Source organism: Rhodopirellula halodulae, assembly GCF_020966775.1.
Taxonomy (GTDB): Bacteria; Planctomycetota; Planctomycetia; order Pirellulales; family Pirellulaceae; genus Rhodopirellula; species Rhodopirellula halodulae.
Window position 1 is genome coordinate 2,220,817 of sequence record NZ_JAJKFV010000029.1, and the last position, 21,829, is coordinate 2,242,645.

Here is a 21,829-nt window from a genome sequence, read left to right on the forward strand (position 1 = left end):
GAGTGGACCAACCCGCAACGACTTCCCCGAACGTCTCAACATGGTTTTGAAGATTGAATCACCGTCATCCGCGTGCTCTCGTCGCGGCTTTCTAAAAACCGCTGGCGTGGTTTCAGCAGCGACCTTGACGCCATGGAGCATGCCTGCGCGCCAGGCGTTGGCGAAGTCACCGAATGAACGCAAGCGTTTTGCGTTGATCGGCGTTGGTGGCAATGGGACCCGGACCTCGCCCGTCGGAAAGCAATTCGCGGACTTGGTGGCGTTGTGCGATGTGGATCAGCGACACCTGGATCGCGGCAATGGCTTGCTCTGCGAAGGAAAGGCGGATCTAACCAGCGACTATCGTGACATCATTTCGCGGGACGACATCGACTTCGTCCAAATTTCAACGCCCGATCACTGGCATGCAAAGATCCTGATTGAGGCCATGCTCGCGGGAAAAGACGCCTACTGCGAAAAACCGCTCACGCTGACGATCGATGAAGGGAAGTTGGTTCGCAAAATTCAGCAGCAAACCGGCCGAGTGGTTCAGGTGGGGACGCAGCAGCGAAGCAGTTTTGACAAATTCAATCGGGCTTTGGCCATCATCTCCGAAGGCCGCATTGGCAAGCTGAAGCGGTTGGTGGTCGGAATTGACGCGGGAGGATGGAGCCCGGAAATCGCTTTGGCGGATGTTCCCAAAGAGTTGGATTGGGATCGCTGGTTGGGGCCGACTCCTGAGATGGCGTATCGCTATCAAAAGGATGCCCGACGTGATGATAAAAACTACACGAACGGGCACACCCATTTTCGTTGGTGGTATGAACACTCCGGTGGCAAGCTGACCGACTGGGGTGCCCACCATGTTGACATTGCCATGCTGGGCATCGCTGCCGCGGGACAAAACAACGACCCCGTGTCGGTCGATGGAACGGCCGAACATGATGTGGAATTCCGCGATGGAATGCCCTTGCAAGACAACCGGTACAACACCGCTCGTGCATTCGATTTGAACGTCGCATTCGCCGATGGCGACGTGGTCATGAACATTCGTCATGACGTTGACAATGGCATTTTGTTCGAAGGCGAACACGGACGCATCTTTGTCAATCGAGGACGCTTGGTTGGCAAGCCAGTCGAAGATCTGGAGAACGATCCGCTGCCCGAGGATGCCGTTGCCAAGATTTACCGTGGGATGCCAATGGAAGGCAATGATCGGCCGGCGCACTGGGCCAACTTCATGCACGCGATCGAAAATCGCTCGCAGCCCATTTCAGATGTCCACTCGCACATGAAAATGCTGAATGTGTGTCATTTGGCGGGCATCTGTTGTCGGTTGGGCAGAAGAATCCAATGGGACCAAGCGTCCGAATCCGTGATCGGTGACGAGTTGGCGGCATCGATGATGAAGCGTGACTATCGAGCAGGATACGAGATCCAATTGTGACGCGGGAGTCACTTGCGAATCATTCCGCGTGAACGAGATCCTGTTTCCTTCTCAAGTTTCCCATTGCTTTTCATTCCCAATCTAAAAATGCAATCCATGTGTTTTCTACGTTGTCTCCTGATCCTCTTCGTTTTGACCCTCCAGGGCTTCGCGTCATCACATGCTGATGAGGGAAACGTGGCGAAGGCGAGAGCGTCTTTATTGTTTGAGGATGACTTCGAAGGGCGAAGTCAACTCGGCGATGGCTATCGGACCGGTCGTGGAATGGAAGACGCGTGGACCATTCGTGATGGTGTGCTATTCGGCGAGCAGATTCGTGACGACCACGGATCGACGATGCGAAAACAGATGAACTTTGACGATCTGCATGTTGCTTTTGATTTTCGATTTAACGGTGGCAGTCGATTCAATTTTGTGATTGACGACAACAACGACAAAACAGTGCACGCCGGGCATGTGGCGCGTGCGTCGGTCTCACCCAAACGAATGTCGATCAGCGATGACAAAGTCGGATCGATGAATCTGAAAGTGCGAGAGATGCGGCAAAATAAATCGCTCGCGCCTGCCCCAAAAAAAAAACTCGACGAGATCCTCCGACGTACGCAGGCCTCCGCGAAAGTCAATCTCGCAAGCGGGGAATGGCATCAAATGGAGGTGATCATCCAAGGAACGGTCATGACAGTTCGGTTGGATGGAGAGAAGGTGCTTTCCCTGGACTCGTCCGGTTTCGCTCATCCAACGAAAACCCAGTTTGGCATGACCGTGAATGGATCGAGCATCGACTTTGACAACCTGAAGGTTTACTCGACGGATTGATTCGCTTTCGTCAGTGTTCAACATGCTTCTACCACTCATCAGCCAACGTCCCCAACCATGAACAATCCGATCAGACGCTTTGTGCAAGCTGCGTTGATGACAGTTTTACTGTTTTCGTCCAACTTGCATGCCCAGGATTCACGACCCAACTTCATCTTTGTTCTGACGGACGATCAGTCCTACGGGATGATGGGATGCGATGGCAACGAACGGACTCACACGCCGAACCTGGACCAATTGGCTCGAGAAGGTGTCTTCTTTGACCGAGCTTATGTGACCAGTGCCATTTGCACGCCGAGTCGCATCTCGATTTTCCTCAGTCAGTATGAACGCAAGCACGGCGTCAATTTCAATTCGGGGACCAGTGTCGCTCCAGATGCTTGGAAACAGTCGTACCCGGTGTTGATGCGAGATGGCGGTTACTACACGGGCTATGTCGGAAAGAATCACGCTCCAATTGGCAAGGGAGGATACCAGAGCGGTTTGATGGAAGAATCGTTCGACTATTTCTATGCCGGTCACGGTCATATACGGTTCTACCCCAAAGATGTGCATGACATCTTTGAAGGAGCGGAATACGACACACAGGTGGAGATCGTGAATGAGGGGGCGCAAGATTTCTTGTCCAACGAGCATCGCCTCGAAGGGGCGGTACGTTTTCTCGATGAGCGACCAAACGACAAACCATTTTGTTTGAGTATCTGTCTGAACCTGCCTCACGGTGCCGGAACCAGCACGATGCAAAGGCGAGAGAGCGACGATGAGATTTACAAGACGCTCTACCGCGACATCGATATCCCGCTGCCTGATCATTACGTCGCAAAAGCGGATATTCAAACGCCAAAGTTGCCGGCAAACGTTCTTCACGCGCAGGAGCGTCAAACGGGCTACGACTACGTGGACCAACCAGACACATTGAAGGAACGCGTGATTCGGCAAATGCAAGCGATGACTGGCATCGACCGGATGATCGGGAACCTGCGAACCAAACTTGAAAACGACGGGCTGGATGACAACACGGTGATCATCTTCTGTTCCGATCACGGATTGCTCATGGGACAGCACGGATTGGGCGGAAAGGCACTTTGCTACGAGCAGACGACTCACGTGCCAATGATTGTGTTTGACCCGCAATTGCCTGCGGTTCTGCGAGGTGCTCGCTGCAATGAGTTGGTGCAAACCATCGACATCGCCGCGACCATGTTGGATTTGGCTGAGATCGAATCGCCGTCAACATTCCAAGGGAAATCGCTGCGTCCATTGCTCAGCGGCAGCGGTGGTGAAATCCGTCCGTATGTTTTCACTGAAAACTTGTGGGTCACGCATTTTGGCAACCCTCGGATCGAGGCGGTTCAAGACAAACGTTGGAAGTACATTCGATACTACGAGAATCAACGCACACCGGCTTCACTGAAGCTCAAGGTTGCCAAACAAATGGGCATTCCCGTGTCCAAGATGCTCTACGGCGTTCATGACAATGAGATCCCCGTTTATCGACATCATGCTGAATCGTCGCTGCAGGGCGAAGAGCCAATTTACGAAGAGCTCTACGACCTTCAAAGCGATCCGGACGAACTTGCCAACCTAATTAATGATCCGCATTCGGCGGCCGAATTGCAGCGGCTTCGGGCTGCGTGGAAAGCAGAGTTGACGAAGGCCCGAGGCGAAGGTCCTCCAAAGGTTCTGCGATACACGGTGGAAAGCGAAAAGAACTACAAGTCAAAGTGAGCCGTTTGTCAGCGAGGACGAATGGTTCGTCACAGTGATGGGGCCTTCGCTTTCAATTTGGACGTTTGTTTCCAAACACGCGGCAAAGATTCCGCGAGCCAATAATATTCAATCATCTCGGTGAAGAAACGATCTATGTGTTTTCGAATTTCTTTTGTCATCGCCATCGTCGTCGCGGGAGCGTCCTCTTCGGCTCGTGCGGACGCGGAGGAACGTCCTAATATCGTTCTCATCGTGGCGGACGATTTGGGGTTCAGCGATGTGGGATTCAATGGCTGCCAAGAGATCCCGACGCCTCGATTGGATGCGTTGGCAGAATCGGGCGTTGTCTTCAGCAGCGGTTACGCATCGCATCCTTATTGCAGCCCCAGTCGCGCTGGGTTGCTGACCGGACGCTACCAGCAACGATTCGGACACGAGGCAAACCCGCCCCATGATCCGGAATGGCATGGCGAAGAGACCGCGGGAATGCCTTTGTCGGAACAGACGCTGGCGGATGCATTGAAGGAAGCGGGCTACGTGACCGGGGCGATTGGCAAGTGGCACTTGGGCGATGCGAAACCGATGTGGCCAAACCGACGAGGCTTCGATGAATGGTTCGGTTTCAGTGGTGGCGGACTGAGCTACTGGGGAGCGGTTGGAAACAAACCGCAGCAATTCGGCGTGCACCGCAACGATGAGCACGTGGACGTCGACACTTTGACCCACCTGACCGATGACTTCTCGACGGAAGCGGTCAAGTTCGTGCAGCGTCATCAGGACGATCCGTTCTTTTTGTATTTGGCCTACAACGCACCACACGCACCCGACCAGGCGACTCGGGCCCACCTGAAACACACAGAACACATCGAATACGGCGGTCGAGCCGTTTATGGTGCAATGGTGGCCGGAATGGACGCGGGCATTGGTCGCGTGGTCGACGAGATTGAACGACAAGGATTGTCCGAGAAGACTTTGGTGATCTTCTACAGCGACAATGGTGGACGTCGTGAGCACGCACGAAACTTCCCGTATCGTGGTCACAAAGGCATGCTATTCGAAGGCGGCATTCGCGTGCCGTTCTTGATGACTTGGCCGAACAAATTGCCGTCGGGTGTGCGAGAGGATGCCCCCGTCACGGCGCTGGATTTGTTCCCGACCGTCTTGGCCGCCGCCGGGGTTTCGCCTTCCGAAGAATCAAAGTTGGACGGCGAGAATCTGCTTCCGTCGTTAACACAAAACGATGTGTCCATGCCGAAGCGTCCGTTGTTTTGGCGTTATTCGATGGGTGACGGCAACTATGGCTACGCCGTTCGCGATGGTCGATGGAAATTGGTTGACACGCGGTACAAGGATCGAAAGATGCTTTTCGATCTGCAAAGCGATCCATACGAAACACGCGATCTGTCGGATGACCATCCAGAACGAGTTGCCGAACTCTGGCAGAAAGTCGTGGCGTGGGATGCAGACAACTTGGCTCCGCGTTGGAACGATCCCCATGGTGTGAACGTTCGCAAAGAAGAGGCGGAACGCTCACGGCAAGTTGAAAATGCGGCACGTGGTGAACGCCCCGCCAGCGGCATCAACCTCTCCGCGATGATGCAGCCCGTTCCTGCTCAGGCGAAATTCATTGATGAGGACCAATACATCTGGGGCGGAAGCATGGTCCGCGATGCGGATGGGGTCTGCCATTTGTTCTATAGCCGCTGGCCCCGCGAATTGGGTCACATGGCTTGGGTGACGCATTCCGAGATTGCGCATGCGACGTCCGATCATCCACTGGGGCCGTACAAGTTTGTTGATGTGCCGCTGCCCGCTCGTGGGAAAGAGCTTTGGGATGGTTTGTGCACCCACAATCCAACCGTCCATGAATTCGACGGCAAGTACTACATCTATTACATGGGCAACACGGGCGACGGCAATCCAACGAAGAAGCTGAACTACATTCATCGCAACAACCAACGAATCGGTGTGGCGGTCGCCGATCATCCCAATGGTCCGTGGAAACGCATGGATCAGCCACTGATCGATATCACTCCGGATGATTCCGCACCCGACGCGTTGATGGTTAGCAATCCGTCCATGTTGCGACGCGACGATGGCACCTTTGTTCTGATCTACAAAGCGGTCGGAAAGAACGGACGCGTTCCCTTCGGTGGACCCGTGGTGCATTTAGCAGCGTTGTCTCAATCACCGACAGGTCCGTTCGTGAAAGAGATGGAACCGTTGTTCGCGTCTCCTGGCGTCCAATTCGCTGCCGAAGATCCCTACATTTGGTTCCAAGACGGAAAATGCTGGGCAATCGTCAATGATCATCAGGGGATGTTCAACGGAGTGGACAGTGATTCGCTGGCTCTGTTTGAATCAGTGGACGGACTTCAATGGCAGGTCGCTAAATCATCGCTCGTGACCAAACGCGTGATTGCTTGGGCGGACGGTATCAAACAACCGGTTCATCGTCTGGAACGTCCTCAATTGTTCTTGCAGGATGGTGAGCCCGCGGTCCTATTCTGTGCCGCGGAAGAAACGGAAGCCAAACTGCATTCGTTCAACGTGCACATCCCATTGAAGCCGGTTGAGAGCATCAAGTGATTGAAGTCGATCGGTTCTTTCAATCGAAGAACCAAGCATTCAGCGGTCTGAACTCCGAATCACGTCATTGATCCATTGCCAAGCCTTTGTTCGATCCGCGCTGGGAAGCGACAGCCAGCGGTCGTTGTGGCTAGCTTTGGCAAATTGATTGGGAAATTCGCCCAGAATGGCTTGGGTGTTGATGTTCAAAAACTGAATGTTTTCAGAACGCGGCAGCACGGTTTCAACGAATGACTTGGTTCCGTAGTGCCCGTTTTGGCAGACGAGATAAGGACGACCGGCAACCCGCTTCAGACGGATCGCCGCCTGCTCTCGATACTGGTCCAGAGGGCTGCCCCACTGCGTTCCCGTCCATTCGCGAACCCCATCAAAATGGTCGTGCGTGACAAATGCGGTCCAGAGGTTCGCGATTTCGTCGTCATGCAGCCCGATATGATTCACCGCAATCGCACCGCGGGAGAACCCGCAGAGAAAAACCGCGTTCGGATCAGCGCTGAACCGTTGGATGATTCTCGGCACGTTCGTTTTGGCGTATTGGACCGTTGCGGTCAGGTCGCCCCACCAGCGATCTTCGTTGCGTCGGCCGTCACTGCTGATGAACGGCAAGACCACCCAAATGAATCTGCCTGCCGAAAGGCCAAAACCGAGACCGGCGTCTTCCACCTTGCCCGATGATCCCGATGGCGGATGTCGATTGCCCGTGTATTCGAAAATGATTGGAATCGGGGTGCCGTCTGCCGTCCAATCAGACGGCAGGTACAACGTGTGATGCACCTCGGTGCCGGCGTATTCAACCGGGGTAACAATCGTTCGCGCGCCAGGGGTGGGAGCAGAGTGAACTGCTCTTGGCGTTTGAAGCTTCAACTCCGAATGCATGGGCAACGTGACTTGCGCTGCGACATGCGACGAAACAAAGATCACCCACAAGCAACCAATCCAAACACGCATGCCAGCACACTTTTCGCAGAACAGGATTGCTGGCTTCACCCGGATTCGGACCAGCACCAAGAGTTTAGCTTCTGACCGATGAAGAGACGCGTATCAAAAGCGAGTCGGCGAGTAAGCGTCTGGTTCGAGATGCGGCGATTGTCCGGTCACCAATTCCGCGACCAGTCGCCCGGTCGCCGGAGCAAGGCTCAGCCCAAGCATGTTGTGGCCGGTGGCGAGCATACCGTTGGAGTGATTTGGCAATCGTCCGATGATTGGCAAACTGTCCCATGTCATCGGACGCCATCCATACCAAGTGGACTGGGCGGGGCCGTCCACGGATGCGACCAAGTACGGACGCGCTGACTCGCGAAGTTGTTGGATGCGATGGGGAGGAATCGAGGAATCAAACCCAGAAAACTCCATCATCGAGCCCAATCGCAACCCGTCGGCGAACGGCGAAACGCCCACTTTGTGTTCGGGGAATAAAATCGCGTTGGATGGTGAGTGTTCGGGACGCTCCAGCGTCACTGAATAGCCTTTGCCCGGTTGAACCGGAATCGAACACTGCAATTGTTTTCCCCAGTGTTTACTCCAAGCTCCCATCGCAAACACGTAATGCGTGCTCTGCATTTCGCCAGCGCTGGTTTCCAGCGAAACGATGCGGGACCCTTCCGTGCGAACCGATTTCAATTCGCAGTTCTCGACGAATTCGACATGACGTTGTCTCAGCGAGTTCGCCCACGACAGATTGAGTTTGTCAGGACGAACCGAAGTGTCATCGGGATAGTGGTAGGCACCTGCCAAACCCGAGCGGAGTCCTGAATCGAATCGCGGGAGGTCTTCTCCAGAGATATGGGTTGCCGCGATTCCAAATTCTTCGGTCAGCAGTCGATCGGTTTCGGCAAAGGTTTCCATTCCGCGTTCGGTTTGCAGCACGTACAACAGCCCATCGCTTCTCCATTCGCAATCCAGACCGTGTCGGACGATCAATTCGCGGTATTCGCTCATCGACGAGTCGAGGATGGCTTGAAGAGGACGTCCAGCCGAAAGCATCTGCCGATGGGTACATCGTTTCGCGAATTGGAGCATCCACTTCAGGAGCGAAGGATCCAATTGAGGTTTGACGCGAAATGGCGAGTTGGGTTTAAGCAGCGAACGAAGAGCCATCGCGAACGCGCCGGGTTCGGTCAACGGCAATGCGTGGCTGGGACAGATGTAACCGCAGTTGGCATGCGAACACGCCTCGGCCACGCCGGCTTTGTCGATCACGGAGACGCGAAGACCGGCTTCTGCCAGATAGTGGGCACACGCCAAACCGACAATGCCGGAACCGACGACGGTGACGGAGTCTGATGAAGCAGCGGATGTCATGGTTGATGATCCAAAAGCATCCGGTTCAATTGGCTTGATAGGACTTCCCGGGCCATTGTTTCCACCATGCTTGAAAACGAGCCAGTTGGGCCTCGGCGTAGGTGGCTTGGCTGGCGGTCAGAGCGTCCGATTCATTCAATTGGAATTCGTAGTCCGCGTCGCCGAGCAGATACAGCAGGTACTTGTAGTACAGCACCAAGTCCGGGCCTTCGTCAAAGGTTGAGAGAACCGTCAGCGAGTTGGACAGCTCTTGAGCAAACTGATCCGCTTGCACGTCGCCGGCCGCGGCGGCTTCACAAAGTTCAACGTACTTCAGGACCTCGAAGGGCAGGCAGTTGCCGATTCCAGTGATCGCGCCGACCGCACCGCATCGGACGAACCCGTGGTAGACCTGCGTGTCGACACCGGCCATCAACAGCACGTCGTCGCTTTGGTGGGTGATGTGCTCGCCGGCGTAGGAGAGCGAAGCCGCACCGCCGAATTCTTTGAAGCCGACCAAGTTGGCGTGGTCGCGGCGTAGGTCGAAGAACAGGTCCGCCTTCGTTTCGAACCCGTAGTACGGGCTGTTGTAGATCACCGCGGGCAGTTTGGGTGCCGCGGAAAGGATTGCAGCGAAGTGATTGCGCTGAGCGGCGGGTGAGGTGGCTCGAGATAGAACACGCGGGATCACCATCAACCCGGCGGCACCAACTTCCGCGGCGTGCGCCGCGTGGGCGGCCGCGATGGAGGTGTTTTGTGCACCCGTTCCGACGATGACCGGAACGCCGGCATCGCAGAGAGCTTTGACGCCATCTTGGCGTTGTTGGTCAGTGAGCAGAGGCCAATCACCCATCGACCCGCAGTAGACCACAGCGGTCATTCCCGCGGCCATCATCTCTTTGCCTTTGCGAACGAGGCCATCCAGATTGATTTGCCGGTCCGCATCGCAGGGCGTCATCAAAGCGGGGATGCAGCCACGAAAAACGGACGAGTCGATGGCGGTGTTGGAATCACTCATGAACAAAATGCTCGCAAACAAAATGCAGGACGCGAATGGACGGCAACAGAATAGTTTCGCCGTGCGATGGCTGTCTTGTCGATCACTCGACAACAGGCTTGAAAATGCGCACAATCCAATCATGCCATCTCAACCGCTCACCCACGAACTGTTCGGCCAACTTGCGGACCCCTACACCGCCGAACGTCTGTTCGACGGGCTGCACGACACCGTGTACTTCATCAAGAACGCGGAAGGTCAGTACGTGGTCGTCAACGAAACGTTGGTGGAGCGGTGTGGGATGCAACGAAAAGACCAGTTGATTGGTCGCAAGTCCGATGAGATTCTGCGTCCGCCTTACGGTGAGATCTTTTCCGAGCAGGATCGTTTGGTCCTGCAAACAGGAACGCCACTGATCACTCAGTTGGAACTGCACCTGTATGCGACGCACGATGTCGGATGGTGCTTGACCAACAAGTATCCCTTGCGAGGCAAAGATGGCAGCAACATTGGCCTGGTCGGATTTTCACGAGACTTGGGAAAGCCCAATCAAGCTTCAGACGATTACCGAAGTGTGGCTAAAGCGGTGCAGCTCGCCGAAACGAAGCGGGATCGGCCCATCAACGTCATGGAAATGGCGCAGATCGCTGGTTTGTCGCGATTCCAATTGGATCGACGCATGAGGATCGCTTTTGGGCTGAACACCGGGCAGTGGCTGCTGAAACAACGGATCGACTTTGCTCGCCAGCAACTCGATGGCAGCGACAAGCCCATCGTGACGATCGCGCGAGACGCCGGCTACGCCGATCAAAGTGCGTTCACCCGGCAATTTCGCCGAGCGACGGGGCTTTCGCCGAGCCAGTATCGCAAGACGACCCGGTCCAAGGCTGATTGACTCGGCTCGGAAGTTATTCCATTGCCTCGGGCGATCACTTCCGGATGCAGAACAGATGTTTCGCGGTTCGGAAGTACAAGGCTTCATTGGCGATCGCGGGGGTGGACCAAGTCAACTCGTCGATCTCGTTCTCTGCGATCACTTCGAAATTGGGGCCTCCTCGCAGAACGAACGTCGTTCCGTTGGTGTCCACGCAGAATACTTGATCGCCCATCGTCCAGGGCGAGGCCCAAAACGCTCGAGCACCCGGGATGCGTTTCTGGTACGCCTTTTCGCCGGTTTTCGCATCGATGCAGTGCACCACTCCGCTGCGACGTTCCAGCAAATACAGGTATCCGTTGCAATAGGCCGGAGACGCCATTTGGATTCCCGATCGTTCCACCTTCCATGAAACGAACTCGGTCGAGTCCTGCGAATCCGACGGCGTTAGATCGCCGCTGCCACCAGGTTTGATTGCGAACAGAAAGCCACCGCCATCGTCCGCTCCGCCACGGTTTCGATATTCGGTACCGACGTACAAGCGATCGTTCAACGCCAGTGGCGTGGCTGAGCTGCGTCCTTTTTCCATGTTCAATTGCCACAACAAATCGCCAGTGTTGGGATCGTACGAACGGCAAAAGGTGCCTCCCACGATCAGTTCTGCTCGCTGGCTGTTCCGCCACAGTACTGGCGAGCTGTACTGAGATGATTCCTCGCGATCGACCCGCCAAATGTCTTTGCCGGTCTGAGCGTCCAACGCGACCAGAAAGCTTTGCGATTCGTTGTCGATCTGCAAGTAAAGTTTGTTATCGAACAGGATTGGCGAACTGGAGGTTCCCCACTCGGCACGCATCGGGTAGTTGCCGAGGTCGCGTTGCCAGACCAATTCGCCGTTGATGTCGAAACAGTAGACGCCCATCATTCCAAAGTAGGCGTAAACGTATTTGCCATCGGTGACAGGAGTTTCGGTGGCGTAGGTGTTGCTGCTGTGACGACCCAAAACCGGTCGTCCTTCGCGAGCGGTTTGTCGCCAACGTTCCTCACCCGTTTTCGCATCCAGGCAAACAACTTGCAGTCGATAGGTGCGATCTTTGGGATCCGCTTCCCGGTTCCGGCGTCGATCACCGCCCGTGTTGGTTGCGTCCGGTTGAATTGCCTCTTCGCCAACCGGTACGGCTTCCGTGACGAAAAGCAAATCGTTCCAAACCACGGGGCACGACCAACCTTCGCCTTCCAGATCGGCAACCCACGCGACGTTTTCGGACTCGCTCCAACGAACCGGATGTTCCGTTGTGGCCTGACCATCCATTTGGTCGCCGCGAAATTGCGACCACTGATCCATCGCGGACACCGAACCGGTTGTGATTTCAGCCGCCAGCATCAGAAGGAGGCACGGCATCAAAGCGAGGCACAGGCGAGTTGTTTGGATTCGTAAAGTGTTCATGGAAGATGTTAGGGGGTATTTGGGGGAACGCAAATTCCACGGTCTGACGGCGAGGGCGAACGTCGCCGGAGCTTGCACATTCTATGACATCCATTCGGTCTGTTGGCGAAAACATGGATGCGGTCGGTTGCATTCGCGGGATCCACCCACGGTGGATCGATACGAAAAACGTTTCAAGTGCCGCATCAGGAATTCGTACAATGAAAGATTGAATGGTCGAGTCGAATCATTTCTGTCGCGAGTCGCACGAAGGAAGCAAATCATGGCGGTCCAATCTCATCGAGCAAAATTTCAAGTATCTGGTCAAATGCAGAGACGAGGTTTTCTGGGGGCGGTTGCCAGTGCATCGACCGTGCTCGCGTTGTCGGATCAGTTGCTGATTGGTTCTCTGCCGCGAGTGAGTGCTGCGGAGGCAACGCTGGATGCCAATGCCGTTCGGTTCTCAGATGAGATTGAACCCCTGGTTCGGTTGTTGGAGGAGACGCCTCGCGAACGCGTGGTGGCGGCGTTCGCCGAACGCATTCGCGGAGGCACCAGCTACCGCGAGGTGTTGGCGGCACTCTTGTTGGCCGGCGTTCGAAATGTTCAGCCTCGTCCGTCCGTTGGTTTTAAGTTCCACGCGGTGTTGGTTGTCAACTCGGCTCACTTGGCCAGTTTGGGTTCACCCGACGAAGATCGTTGGTTGCCGATCTTTTGGGCACTCGACTATTTCAAATCCGCTCAGTCGCAAGACATCAACGAAGGCGATTGGACGCTGCACGCCGTTGATGAATCCGCCGTGCCACCGCCTCATCGAGCCAAGCAGGCATTTCACGACGCGATGGATCGTTGGGACGTGGAAGCCGCCGACGCCGCGGTTGCCGGGTACGTGCGGACCGCGGGGGCACATGAGGTATTCGAGTCGCTCGCCCACTACGGATGTCGTGACTTTCGAAGCATCGGTCACAAGGCCATTTATGTTGCCAACGGTTTCCGAACGTTGCAGTGCATTGGCTGGCGATATGCGGAACCGGTGTTGCGATCGCTGACTTACGCGTTGCTGAACCATCATGGCGAACCCAATCCATCCAAGAGCAACCTGGAAGCTGATCGAGCGATTGAGGTCACGCAGGAACGGATCGCTGATTGGAATACGGGTTGGAACCTTGGCAAACCAGACTCGGCGGCAACGCTTTCGCTCTTGCAAACCTTTCGTCAAGCAACGCCCGAAGAGGCGGTGCGTGAGGTCGATCAATTGATGCGATCCGGGATCCAGCCGCAATCGACGATCGATGCGATGTATTTGTCGGCGGCTGAGATGGTGATGCGTCAACCGGCGATTGTGGCGTTGCATTCGGCCACCTCCACCAATGCCTTGCAGTACGCCTATCGCACCGTGGGCAGTGATCGAACACGGATGAGGTTGCTACTCCAGAACGCCGCATTCCTTCCTCACTTTCGCGAGTCGATGCGTTCACGAGGGAAGGTCAGCGACATTCAGATCGACGAGTTGAACGCTGATTCCGCATCCAATGACCTCGGCGATGAAGATCAAAACGTGCGTCAAATCTTTGACTTGGTGGGACGTGATCGAGCATCGGCTGCCGACGCGACGCATCGCTATCTGTCGGTTGACGGGCCGGCGGAAGAGATCATTCATGCGGCTCGGCAGTTGGTGTTTCTGAAAGGAAACGATTCGCACGACTACAAGTACAGCTCCGCGGCGCTCGAAGATTACTACAGCGTCTCGCCTGAATTTCGGAATCGTTATCTGGCTGCGGCAACCTATTTGTTGCCTGGAAACCAGGATCGAGACAACGGATTGGTTCAACGGGTCCGAGAAGCGTTGAGCTAGCAGACCATCCGTTAAAGGCGTGGTAATGCCCACCTTTTGCGGGCAAAATCACGAATTGCCGCGAGTCCGGCAAGCTAATTCATCTTTTTCTTTGAGATGGGTGAGGGGATCGAGCCGAGGTTTTCGCAAGGACTGGTGAAGCGACGTTGCCGTTCAACAAGTCGCTCGCTTTGGCCTCGAAAATGAAAGTACGAATCGATCATGCTCCTCTCAATTCTTCTCGCCGCGTCCGCTCTGCTGAGTCCCCTGCAGTTCGACAAGACAGTCCAGAATGCTTCTGCCGCGATCCAGGCAGACCGAGCAGTCGCGCGAACGGTTGTTCATCCGGCGAGCCCTTCGACAGCGACGTTGAAGCGACGGCTTCGAGGTGTGAACCCGCACTGGCTGACGCATTCCCCCGACTTGCTGGTTCTTGATCGAGTGGCCGCGGATATCGACGAGACCCAATTGCTGAAGCTTCACTTCGGTCTTGTCATTGATGAACTTCAAAACGCGGATGTGTCGCATCTAACCGACGCTCAGTTGCGGGAACGTCGAGCCAATATCGAGCGATTGATCGCCTACATGGAAGCAGGGCAGTTTCCACGCAACATTTATTCTTGCAAACGCACGCCGGTATTCATCGATCTTTGGGGGACTCATTGTGCGGTGGGGCACCTGATCGCGAAATCGGGTCATGCCAAACTGGCTCGGTTGATCAATCAGCAACATTGTTTGGATGTGATTGGTGACATCAAAACCGATGGGGTGTTGGATTGGCAACTCGCGTCAGGATTCAGTGTCCAAGAATTGGCGAAGATTCAGCCTCACTATCACTTCATGCGAAACAGCCAAGGCATCCAGTATCCCGCCGAGATCGAAGACTTGATCTTGGGAGATTCCAGCAAGCTTGTTGAAGGAATCGAAGCAGGGCGAATCGATGTGAACGCTCGCTGTGGTGGAAAGACTTTGCTGCACATCGCGGCCGCATGCGGCGATCTGGAGTTGGTTCAGAAGTTGATTGGACTGGGTGCAGAGATCGATGCTTTGTCTCAAGCCGGGTCAGAAACAAAGCTGGTCATCGGTCAGGGACACTGCAAAGTGGTAGTGCGTTGGGACGAGCCAACGCTGGTTACGAAGCAAAATCATCGTGTCGCGGCGGGACGTTCTTGCGAAACCCCAAATGGGATCTATCTGGTCAACGTCCTGCGAGACTCTGAAGGTGGAGTGGAAGGGAAGAACGCGTTGTACTTCGCAACCGTGGAATCATCCAACAAAGGGCCGTTCCGAAATTACTGGAGTATCACGGTCGCTCCGCCTCACACCCCAGGCTTACGCAAACCGAGTTTGGACAAGAAGGTCGAGCACCCATTGCAAGCTCTGAAAGAGCGTCGTGCCGAAGTGGCGAAGTGGTTGACGCAAAATGGGTTGAAGACTGAGGGTCTGGAGTGATTGCCATGAAGACTCATTCACCTGGAAAGATCCTTGTGACCGTGTTGCTTTTCGCGGTCCTCGGCGGTGTGGGCTGCACTCAGCCGACCTCGCCGTTGCCGATCGCGGAGCAAGACAAAATTTCGATTCTAAGAACCGTGTCTTTGGATCGGATCGAGCAGGAAGGAGTCGAGGTGGTTCGTTCCGAAGCTCAACTGATGAAACTGCTGGGAACCTCATCGAATGAACATCCATCGGGTGCGCCGAAAGTCGATTTCGAGAAGGAAACGTTGTTGATCGCTTCTCTCGGAGAATGCAACTCAACCGGCTGTTCGATTTCCATCCAAGGGATCAGTCTTCAGAACAGTTTGCTGAAGGTTTTCGTGAAGCGGTCTTCGCCAACGCCCGGTCGCATGGTCGGGATGGCGATGACCTATCCGTCACACGCGGTGGTGGTGGCGAAGTTGCCGGCTGACATTGCCGTTGAGGTTGTTTCAATCGAGAGCTGATCCAGACTCCATCAAGTCCGATTCAATTCATTCCGAGCGTGAAACTTCGATCGCAATGCTTGCAAATTCGAAACCCGGTCTCGGTGCAGGAAGCGATCACGCAACCCGAACAATCGTTACAGCTTCTTCGAGTTGCAGGTTGAACCCAACGGGTTGTAACGAAGATGGATCATCGAAGAGTCCTGAGGAACCGATCTAAATTGCGGGCTAGTGCAATTTTGAACGGAAGGGACCGAGGTGCGAACGCGACTCACGAAGGGGTGGAACTCCCAGGCGATCCAGCGTGCGAGCTGCCTGCTCTCGATTGGATTGCTGACTGGATGCCAGACGCTGCCGTCCGGCATCGAGAACAGGAAGACGGCTGAAACAACGCCTCCAAACGCTTCGGTGTTGACCACGGAGTCCAATCTGGTGGATTTCGAATCCATCCCACCAGTTCCGGAGGCGAAGGTTCGTCTGCGTGCCGAGACGAATGTCAAACCAGTGGTGTTTGACCAAGTCGAACCCGTGGCGGCCACGTCTGAAATGGAGCTTGCCTGGCACCTGAGCAGCCATGCCGCAATTGAAACGAATGACTCAACCGCGGCCGCCGCAATCGCGGACGCGGCTGCATGGAAGGCGAGCGTTGATGCAGTTGAGAATCAAGTTGTCGATCCAACACTTTCTTCACCCGCATTGGTCACGCCAGCCAACGGTCTCCGTTTGGAATCGCTTGAAAGCATGGCCATGGCAGCCCACCCGTCCATTTCGGAAGCCCGAGCACGCGTTTCGTTTTCCGACGGGCAAGCGGTTCAAGCTGGATTGCCGTTCAATCCCGTTTTGCAGTACCAGTCCGATGAGATTGGCAACGAACAGTCGTCCGGGATGCACTCGGTCCAAATGTCGCAACAGTTTGTGACCGCCGACAAATTGAAACTTGCCCAACAGGTGCAGGCTCACGAAGCCGAAAAACGTCGCTCACAGCTACGAGCCACTGAATTGGAAGTGCTCACCCGCGTCCGCTCCGCTTTCGCGTCCGCACTCGTTGCTCAACGTCGTGCCGAGATCGCGGAGCAAATTGTTTCGCTGGCTGATGAGTCTCTAAGTTCCGTGAAGACTCTATTGGAAGCCCAAGAAGTATCTCGTGTTGTTTGGTTGCAAGCGAGGGTTGAGGCGGAGCAAGCTCGGATCACGGCTGAGAACGCTCGCACCCAGGCAATGGCCGCACGTCGCGGATTGGTCGCGGCAGTTGGCGCGGGCGAACTGCCGGACGAGCCTTTGGTCGGCGATGTCGCGACCGGGTTGGACGAGGCACCCTGGGAAGCGTTGCTGAGTGAGATTACAGCAACCAGCCCCGAACTGTCCGCGGCGGGATCCGAATTGGAACGAGCCAGGTGGTCGTTGCGGTTGGCGTGTGCACAAGTGGTGCCCAACGTGACCGGACAAATTGGCGTCGGTGTCGACACAGCGTCGGACGATACCTATGCCAGCGTCGGAGTCAGTTTGCCGTTGCCGATTTGGAATCGAAATCAGGGCAACATTCGAAGTGCTCGTGCGAGCATCGCGGAGGCTTCGGCGGCAATGAATCGGACTCGGTTGAGCTTGGAAGGTCGACTCGCGGAGGCTGCTGGGCGATATCATATGGCCTTGGAACGTTACCGGCGATTGAACGATTCCGTGCTGCCAACGTCGGAGGAAACGTATTTGCTTTCGCAACGTGCATTTCAAGCGGGCGAGACGGATTACCTCCAATTGCTGACCATCCAACGCACGCTGTTCAACACTCGACTGAGTGTTCTCGAAGCCGCCGCCGAGGCACGATTGGCCGCCGCAGAGATCGAAGGGCTGCTCGTTACCATCCGCGAATAGTGGTTGCGGGAACTCCCTGAAATGCAGTGACATTCCGTCGCGCGGTATCGACCGTCGACCACGCAGTGCACATCCGTTTGGATCACGATCACAGAGCCCATGACCATGCGGGGCATGGCACCAAGCCCATCGATCGTAGCTTTGGGATATCAGGTGTCGAGTTCAGCTATTTCTTTCCAAGCCCGCGCCATCGATCGACTGGCGGCGATGCGTTGTCGTACTCCTTTCCCGCATGGCTTTGCTTCGACGACTCCAGGAAAGAGAGGATCTCTTCTCGCATGGAAGCGACGCGGTCCGGATGTTGGTCGGCCAAGTTGTTTTGCTCTTTGACGTCGGTCGCGAGATGAAACAAACGGTCTTTTTGGGTGTTTTGGGGAGACTCGATGATCAGCTTGTAGTCATCCGAAACCAGGCAAGCGAAGTTGCCGTAGCGAAAAGGAATTGGTTTGGATCGCTGGGAAATTTCACCTTTCCAAATGGGCCAAGCGTTTTCTCCATCAAGTTGTCGCTGCGGATGGGGCTTCGCTTCGGTGAGATGAGCGATCGTGGGCAGCAGATCCAACACGGAGGTTGGTGTCTCGCTGCGAATCCCGCTCGGCAAGTGCTTGGGCCAATGCACAAACGCGGGGACACGCACACCGCCGTCCAAAACGCTTCGTTTGCGGCCTGAAAACTCGCCTGCGCTGCCGGCTCGCCTCGTTTTCGATCGGTCCTTGGGAACTCCGCCTTCGGGCCCGTTGTCGCTGCAGAAGAAAACCAGCGTGTTGTCGGCAACATGGAGTTCTTGAAGTTTCTCGCGAAGACGACCCACCTGATCGTCGACGGCTGTGATGCAACCGTAGTAGTGGGCCGCTTCCCCGTGGCCTTTATATTTCGCCAAGTACTCGGGGCCTGCCTGGATGTCTTCGTGCGGGGCATGGAACCAGATCACGCTCAAGAATGGTTTTTGTTGCCGAACCGAATCTTCAATGAAGGGAATCGCACGGTCCATCAGCACCCGCGAATCGCAACCGAGCACGTTCTCGTGGGTTGGTTGTCCATTTTCGAAGTAAGGATTGTTTTTCGATCGTGGTCCGATGCCCGGATCCCAGGTGCACACGGCCGATTCCGTGACGAACGACGTGTCATAGTCACGTTCCCACGGCGGCGAATAGTGCAGGTCAGGACGTCGCTTTTGACCCTTCGAGGACATGGTTCGGCTCAGTGTGCCGAGATGCCACTTGCCGAAATGACCGGTCGCGTAGCCTTGATCATGCAGCATCCGAGCGAGCGTGTATTCTTCCGCCGGCAGATGTCCTTGGTTCGCGGTCCAGACTCCCATCCGGTAGTAGTGACGACCGGTCAGAAACGAAGCTCGCGTCGGCGAGCAGACCGGTCCGACGGAATAAAAGTGATCAAGGATCACGCCCTCACTTGCTAATTGGTCCAAGTTCGGCGTTTGGATGATTGTGTTGCCGTTGAAGCCCGTGTCGCCCCACCCCAGATCGTCGCACATCATCAAAACGATGTTTGGCGGTTGTTCGTCGGCCGCCTCGCATGGAAGCGCAACCAACAAGCTAGCAACGATGCAAAAGCACGCAGCGCAAAGCTCGTGGGGCCTGGCTCGTTGCAGAAAAAGCCGAAAAGCGTGTACTCGATTCATAATCACCACTCGGGGAGGAAAGAATACGAATCAGCATAACGCGTCGCACGCCCGATTGGCATTTGATAGCAACGCTCGCAATCAAAATGCTGAAAGCGAACCGGCACACGGGATCCAACACCAACTGCGGAGTACGACCACTCGCAGTCCCCCCTCAGCAGCGATCGAGTGATTCGTCACCGACGCTGGAGCTCACCCGATCCAGCGAAAGAACCAGCATTCAAACTCCGGCGTCGGCCACCGGAGCGAGCCCTGGACGAGCGAACTAATCCATTCCGGATGGCCTTCGAAGCTTCGATCAACTCCTTTTATCTTTCAGATTCAACGTGTTGTTCGACAGAAATCCGCCAGGCGATCAAGGTGCATTGGATGCGTTCTGCCAACAGCCACAGTTTGGCTGCGATGTCAGGCTTGGGTGGGCGAGCCGGAAACTACACTCGCAAAGCCTTTGTGAAGTGCCGTAAAGCGTAGAATCGCAGAATTTAAAAGAGCTCGGTGAGCGGATAATGACACAACTCACGGCATCTCGATAGTTTTAGTGCACCTCTGTTGACGTAGGCATCTTTAGCCCGAAAATGGCAGATCACTGACCTGTATCTGGGCAATCTCAATATGACGAAGCACGACGCAGCGGGGCCGGCGGCTGGCTATCTCTTTCAACCGGAAAAAGCACTTTTGCGGCTTGCGAAAGCACCGAGATCTGCTTGGGTTGGAGTTGAAACAGGAGATGACGTCGTTGAGATGCTCGATGGCGTTGTCACCGACTCCGAGCAATTAAAGAACACAGTTTTGGGCCAGGGCAACCCATTTGCAGACCGTAGTGTTGGGTTGTGGAAAACACTTTCGATTTGGATCTCGGCGTTGGAAGTAGAGCCCGAGCGGGTCAACAATTCTCAACTCATCTTGAGCACGAACCGAAAAATCCCAAGTAATTGCCTAGCCAAAATGCTGGCGGACGCGCGAGAGCCAGAGAGTATTCAAGAGGCTGTCCAACAATTGCGTTACAAAGGAAACACTCCCTCAGATGCAATAAGGGAATTTGTTGAAATAGTCGAACGCACCGACGACGACACTTTGCACGACATCGTTGGTCGAATACGAATCGATGATGGGACAGAGCTATCTAATTCTATTAAGGTAGACACCATTGAGTATTTGCAACTTCCATCAAATGTGGATGGACCACATGTCTATGATTCCTTGCTTGGTTGGCTGAATCAAACGCTCAAGCAACTATGGGATGCATGTGAACCCGGTTGGATATCTGGCGAGGCATTTGCAAATCAAAAACACGCTGTGATCGACAACTGCCATCGCGAAAGTTTGTCGGCTCGAGCTGCTTGTTCAATCAGTGTCTCAGACTCGGAACGCAACGCCAAAAAAAATGACCTTTTCGTCATGCAACTTCAGCTAATTGACGCTGACGATGACGAAACCATCGACGCTATCAACGACTTGATTCGTGAATCAAAAGAGATTTTTCGCCTATGTCAGCGTGGCCTTATCACTAAACCTGAGTTCGTTGCGCGCGACGCTCGGCTGTACGAACGATGGAAACGGATAGCCCGAAGGCATAAGCGGTCACCGGGAGAACGCACGGATCAACAGATCGGGTACTTCATTTACGATGACGCCACTGACCATGATGAACCGTTAGGGAAGTTAAGGCCAATTGATCGTTACATGACGTCGGGAGCGTTTCACCGCCTAGCCAATGACTTGGACTCTGACTTCTTTGTGGGCTGGCACCCCAGTTTCAAAAAGTTACTAAAGACATTGGAGGAATCGAGTGTTCTTTGAAGATCGGCTTGCTGAATTTAAGCTTGTCCAAAACGAAGTTTTCGGTGCCACTATATTATGGAACGCTGTCTCCGAGTGTTTTCAATCGCAAAAAAAAGTACGCGGTATGCCGCTGCCGCTTTGTATGCTCGTCTTGCCGATTTGCTATCACTTGAAGACTGCGGAGAGTATCTCAAAATGTCAGTTGAGCAGTGGGATTTACATGGCTCTATCAAAAGACCCGACCATTCCCGCAGGGCTTCAAGATCGCATGATTGACATGGCGGACCAGACGTTTGAAGCGATTCGAGTTGGAGCAAATGTTGGACTCATTTCCCTCGACAGAACAACAACGTCGATAGACCTTGTTCCCAAAAGAAAAACGAAGCCAGGCGAGTTTAAATTTGATCTCGATCAGACCAAAAATATCGAGCGTACCGCCAAGAGACTGGGAAGGTGGTTTGGTGAATTGCCACTTCCGACAATTTGTTCACTACTGCGAGTAGGTTTTTAGTGCGATTCACAATTGAGAAAATAATCCTTTGGCCGAAAGATCACGATAAGCCGCGACGAGAGATACGGTTTGAGCCGAATTGTGTGAACGTGATTACGGGTCAAAGCGCTACGGGCAAATCAACACTCATTTGGATCATCGACTACTGTCTGGGGTC

The 21,829-nt window shown here is 54.7% G+C and carries 16 protein-coding genes; 11 read left to right on the forward strand and 5 right to left on the reverse strand.

The features are described 5' to 3' along the window. Positions 1-40 precede the first annotated feature (40 nt). The 4 genes from LOC70_RS20880 (at position 41) to LOC70_RS20895 (ending at position 6,541) form a co-directional block, all read left to right on the forward strand. Positions 41-1,426, forward strand: a complete 1,386-nt coding sequence (locus LOC70_RS20880; protein WP_230255906.1) for a Gfo/Idh/MocA family oxidoreductase — start codon at positions 41-43, stop codon at positions 1,424-1,426. Positions 1,427-1,603: 177 nt separating this feature from the next. Further along, positions 1,604-2,242 (forward strand): family 16 glycoside hydrolase, encoded by a 639-nt coding sequence (locus LOC70_RS20885; RefSeq protein WP_230255907.1) that lies wholly within the window; start codon positions 1,604-1,606, stop codon positions 2,240-2,242. Positions 2,243-2,338: 96 nt separating this feature from the next. After that, the gene (locus tag LOC70_RS20890) at positions 2,339-3,970 is read left to right on the forward strand and encodes a sulfatase-like hydrolase/transferase (RefSeq protein ID WP_230255908.1); all 1,632 of its coding nucleotides are present in this window, start codon (positions 2,339-2,341) and stop codon (positions 3,968-3,970) included. A gap of 135 nt (positions 3,971-4,105) precedes the next feature. Further along, positions 4,106-6,541: a sulfatase-like hydrolase/transferase gene (locus LOC70_RS20895; RefSeq protein WP_230255909.1), complete on the forward strand. Its 2,436-nt coding sequence runs from the start codon at positions 4,106-4,108 to the stop codon at positions 6,539-6,541. A gap of 39 nt (positions 6,542-6,580) precedes the next feature. Here the strand turns inward: LOC70_RS20895 and LOC70_RS20900 are convergent, their stop codons facing one another. The 3 genes from LOC70_RS20900 to LOC70_RS20910 all read right to left on the reverse strand — a co-directional run bounded on the left by LOC70_RS20900 (position 6,581) and on the right by LOC70_RS20910 (position 9,839). After that, complete coding sequence (locus LOC70_RS20900) at positions 6,581-7,489, reverse strand: hypothetical protein (protein WP_230255910.1); 909 nt, start codon at positions 7,487-7,489, stop codon at positions 6,581-6,583. A gap of 93 nt (positions 7,490-7,582) precedes the next feature. Beyond that, on the reverse strand, positions 7,583-8,842 hold the full coding sequence (locus tag LOC70_RS20905; protein ID WP_230255911.1) for an NAD(P)/FAD-dependent oxidoreductase: 1,260 nt from the start codon (positions 8,840-8,842) through the stop codon (positions 7,583-7,585). Positions 8,843-8,867: 25 nt separating this feature from the next. Then, positions 8,868-9,839, reverse strand: a complete 972-nt coding sequence (locus LOC70_RS20910) for a dihydrodipicolinate synthase family protein (protein WP_230255912.1) — start codon at positions 9,837-9,839, stop codon at positions 8,868-8,870. Between the two features lie 121 nt (positions 9,840-9,960). On the opposite strand from LOC70_RS20910, the gene LOC70_RS20915 reads away from it, so the two are divergent. Further along, positions 9,961-10,713, forward strand: a complete 753-nt coding sequence (locus tag LOC70_RS20915) for an AraC family transcriptional regulator (RefSeq protein ID WP_230255913.1) — start codon at positions 9,961-9,963, stop codon at positions 10,711-10,713. A gap of 34 nt (positions 10,714-10,747) precedes the next feature. Here LOC70_RS20915 and LOC70_RS20920 read toward each other — a convergent pair whose 3' ends face one another. Then, positions 10,748-12,091 (reverse strand): outer membrane protein assembly factor BamB family protein, encoded by a 1,344-nt coding sequence (locus LOC70_RS20920; RefSeq protein WP_230255914.1) that lies wholly within the window; start codon positions 12,089-12,091, stop codon positions 10,748-10,750. 307 nt (positions 12,092-12,398) lie between these two features. Here LOC70_RS20920 and LOC70_RS20925 point away from each other — a divergent pair, with 307 nt between their 5' ends. The 4 genes from LOC70_RS20925 (at position 12,399) to LOC70_RS20940 (ending at position 17,737) form a co-directional block, all read left to right on the forward strand. After that, positions 12,399-13,970 carry a hypothetical protein gene (locus tag LOC70_RS20925; protein WP_230255915.1) on the forward strand — a complete coding sequence of 524 codons (1,572 nt, stop codon included), beginning with the start codon at positions 12,399-12,401 and terminating at the stop codon, positions 13,968-13,970. Between the two features lie 201 nt (positions 13,971-14,171). Then, positions 14,172-15,401 (forward strand): ankyrin repeat domain-containing protein, encoded by a 1,230-nt coding sequence (locus LOC70_RS20930; protein ID WP_230255916.1) that lies wholly within the window; start codon positions 14,172-14,174, stop codon positions 15,399-15,401. Between the two features lie 5 nt (positions 15,402-15,406). Beyond that, entirely contained in the window at positions 15,407-15,889 is a 483-nt protein-coding gene (locus tag LOC70_RS20935; RefSeq protein ID WP_230255917.1) for a protease complex subunit PrcB family protein, read from the forward strand. A gap of 237 nt (positions 15,890-16,126) precedes the next feature. Next, positions 16,127-17,737 (forward strand): TolC family protein, encoded by a 1,611-nt coding sequence (locus LOC70_RS20940; RefSeq protein ID WP_230255918.1) that lies wholly within the window; start codon positions 16,127-16,129, stop codon positions 17,735-17,737. A 166-nt stretch (positions 17,738-17,903) separates the two neighbouring features. Here LOC70_RS20940 and LOC70_RS20945 read toward each other — a convergent pair whose 3' ends face one another. Continuing rightward, positions 17,904-19,379, reverse strand: coding sequence for a sulfatase family protein (locus LOC70_RS20945; RefSeq protein WP_390889065.1), 1,476 nt, complete (start codon positions 19,377-19,379; stop codon positions 17,904-17,906). Between the two features lie 612 nt (positions 19,380-19,991). Between LOC70_RS20945 and LOC70_RS20950 the strand changes: the two genes are divergently transcribed. Together LOC70_RS20950 and LOC70_RS20955 are read left to right on the forward strand one after the other, a co-directional pair. Beyond that, positions 19,992-21,179, forward strand: coding sequence for an ABC-three component system protein (locus LOC70_RS20950; RefSeq protein ID WP_230255920.1), 1,188 nt, complete (start codon positions 19,992-19,994; stop codon positions 21,177-21,179). Continuing rightward, positions 21,169-21,672, forward strand: a complete 504-nt coding sequence (locus LOC70_RS20955; protein ID WP_230255921.1) for a three component ABC system middle component — start codon at positions 21,169-21,171, stop codon at positions 21,670-21,672. The genes LOC70_RS20950 and LOC70_RS20955 overlap by 11 nt, the downstream gene beginning before the upstream one ends. The last annotated feature ends 157 nt before the right edge of the window (positions 21,673-21,829 follow it).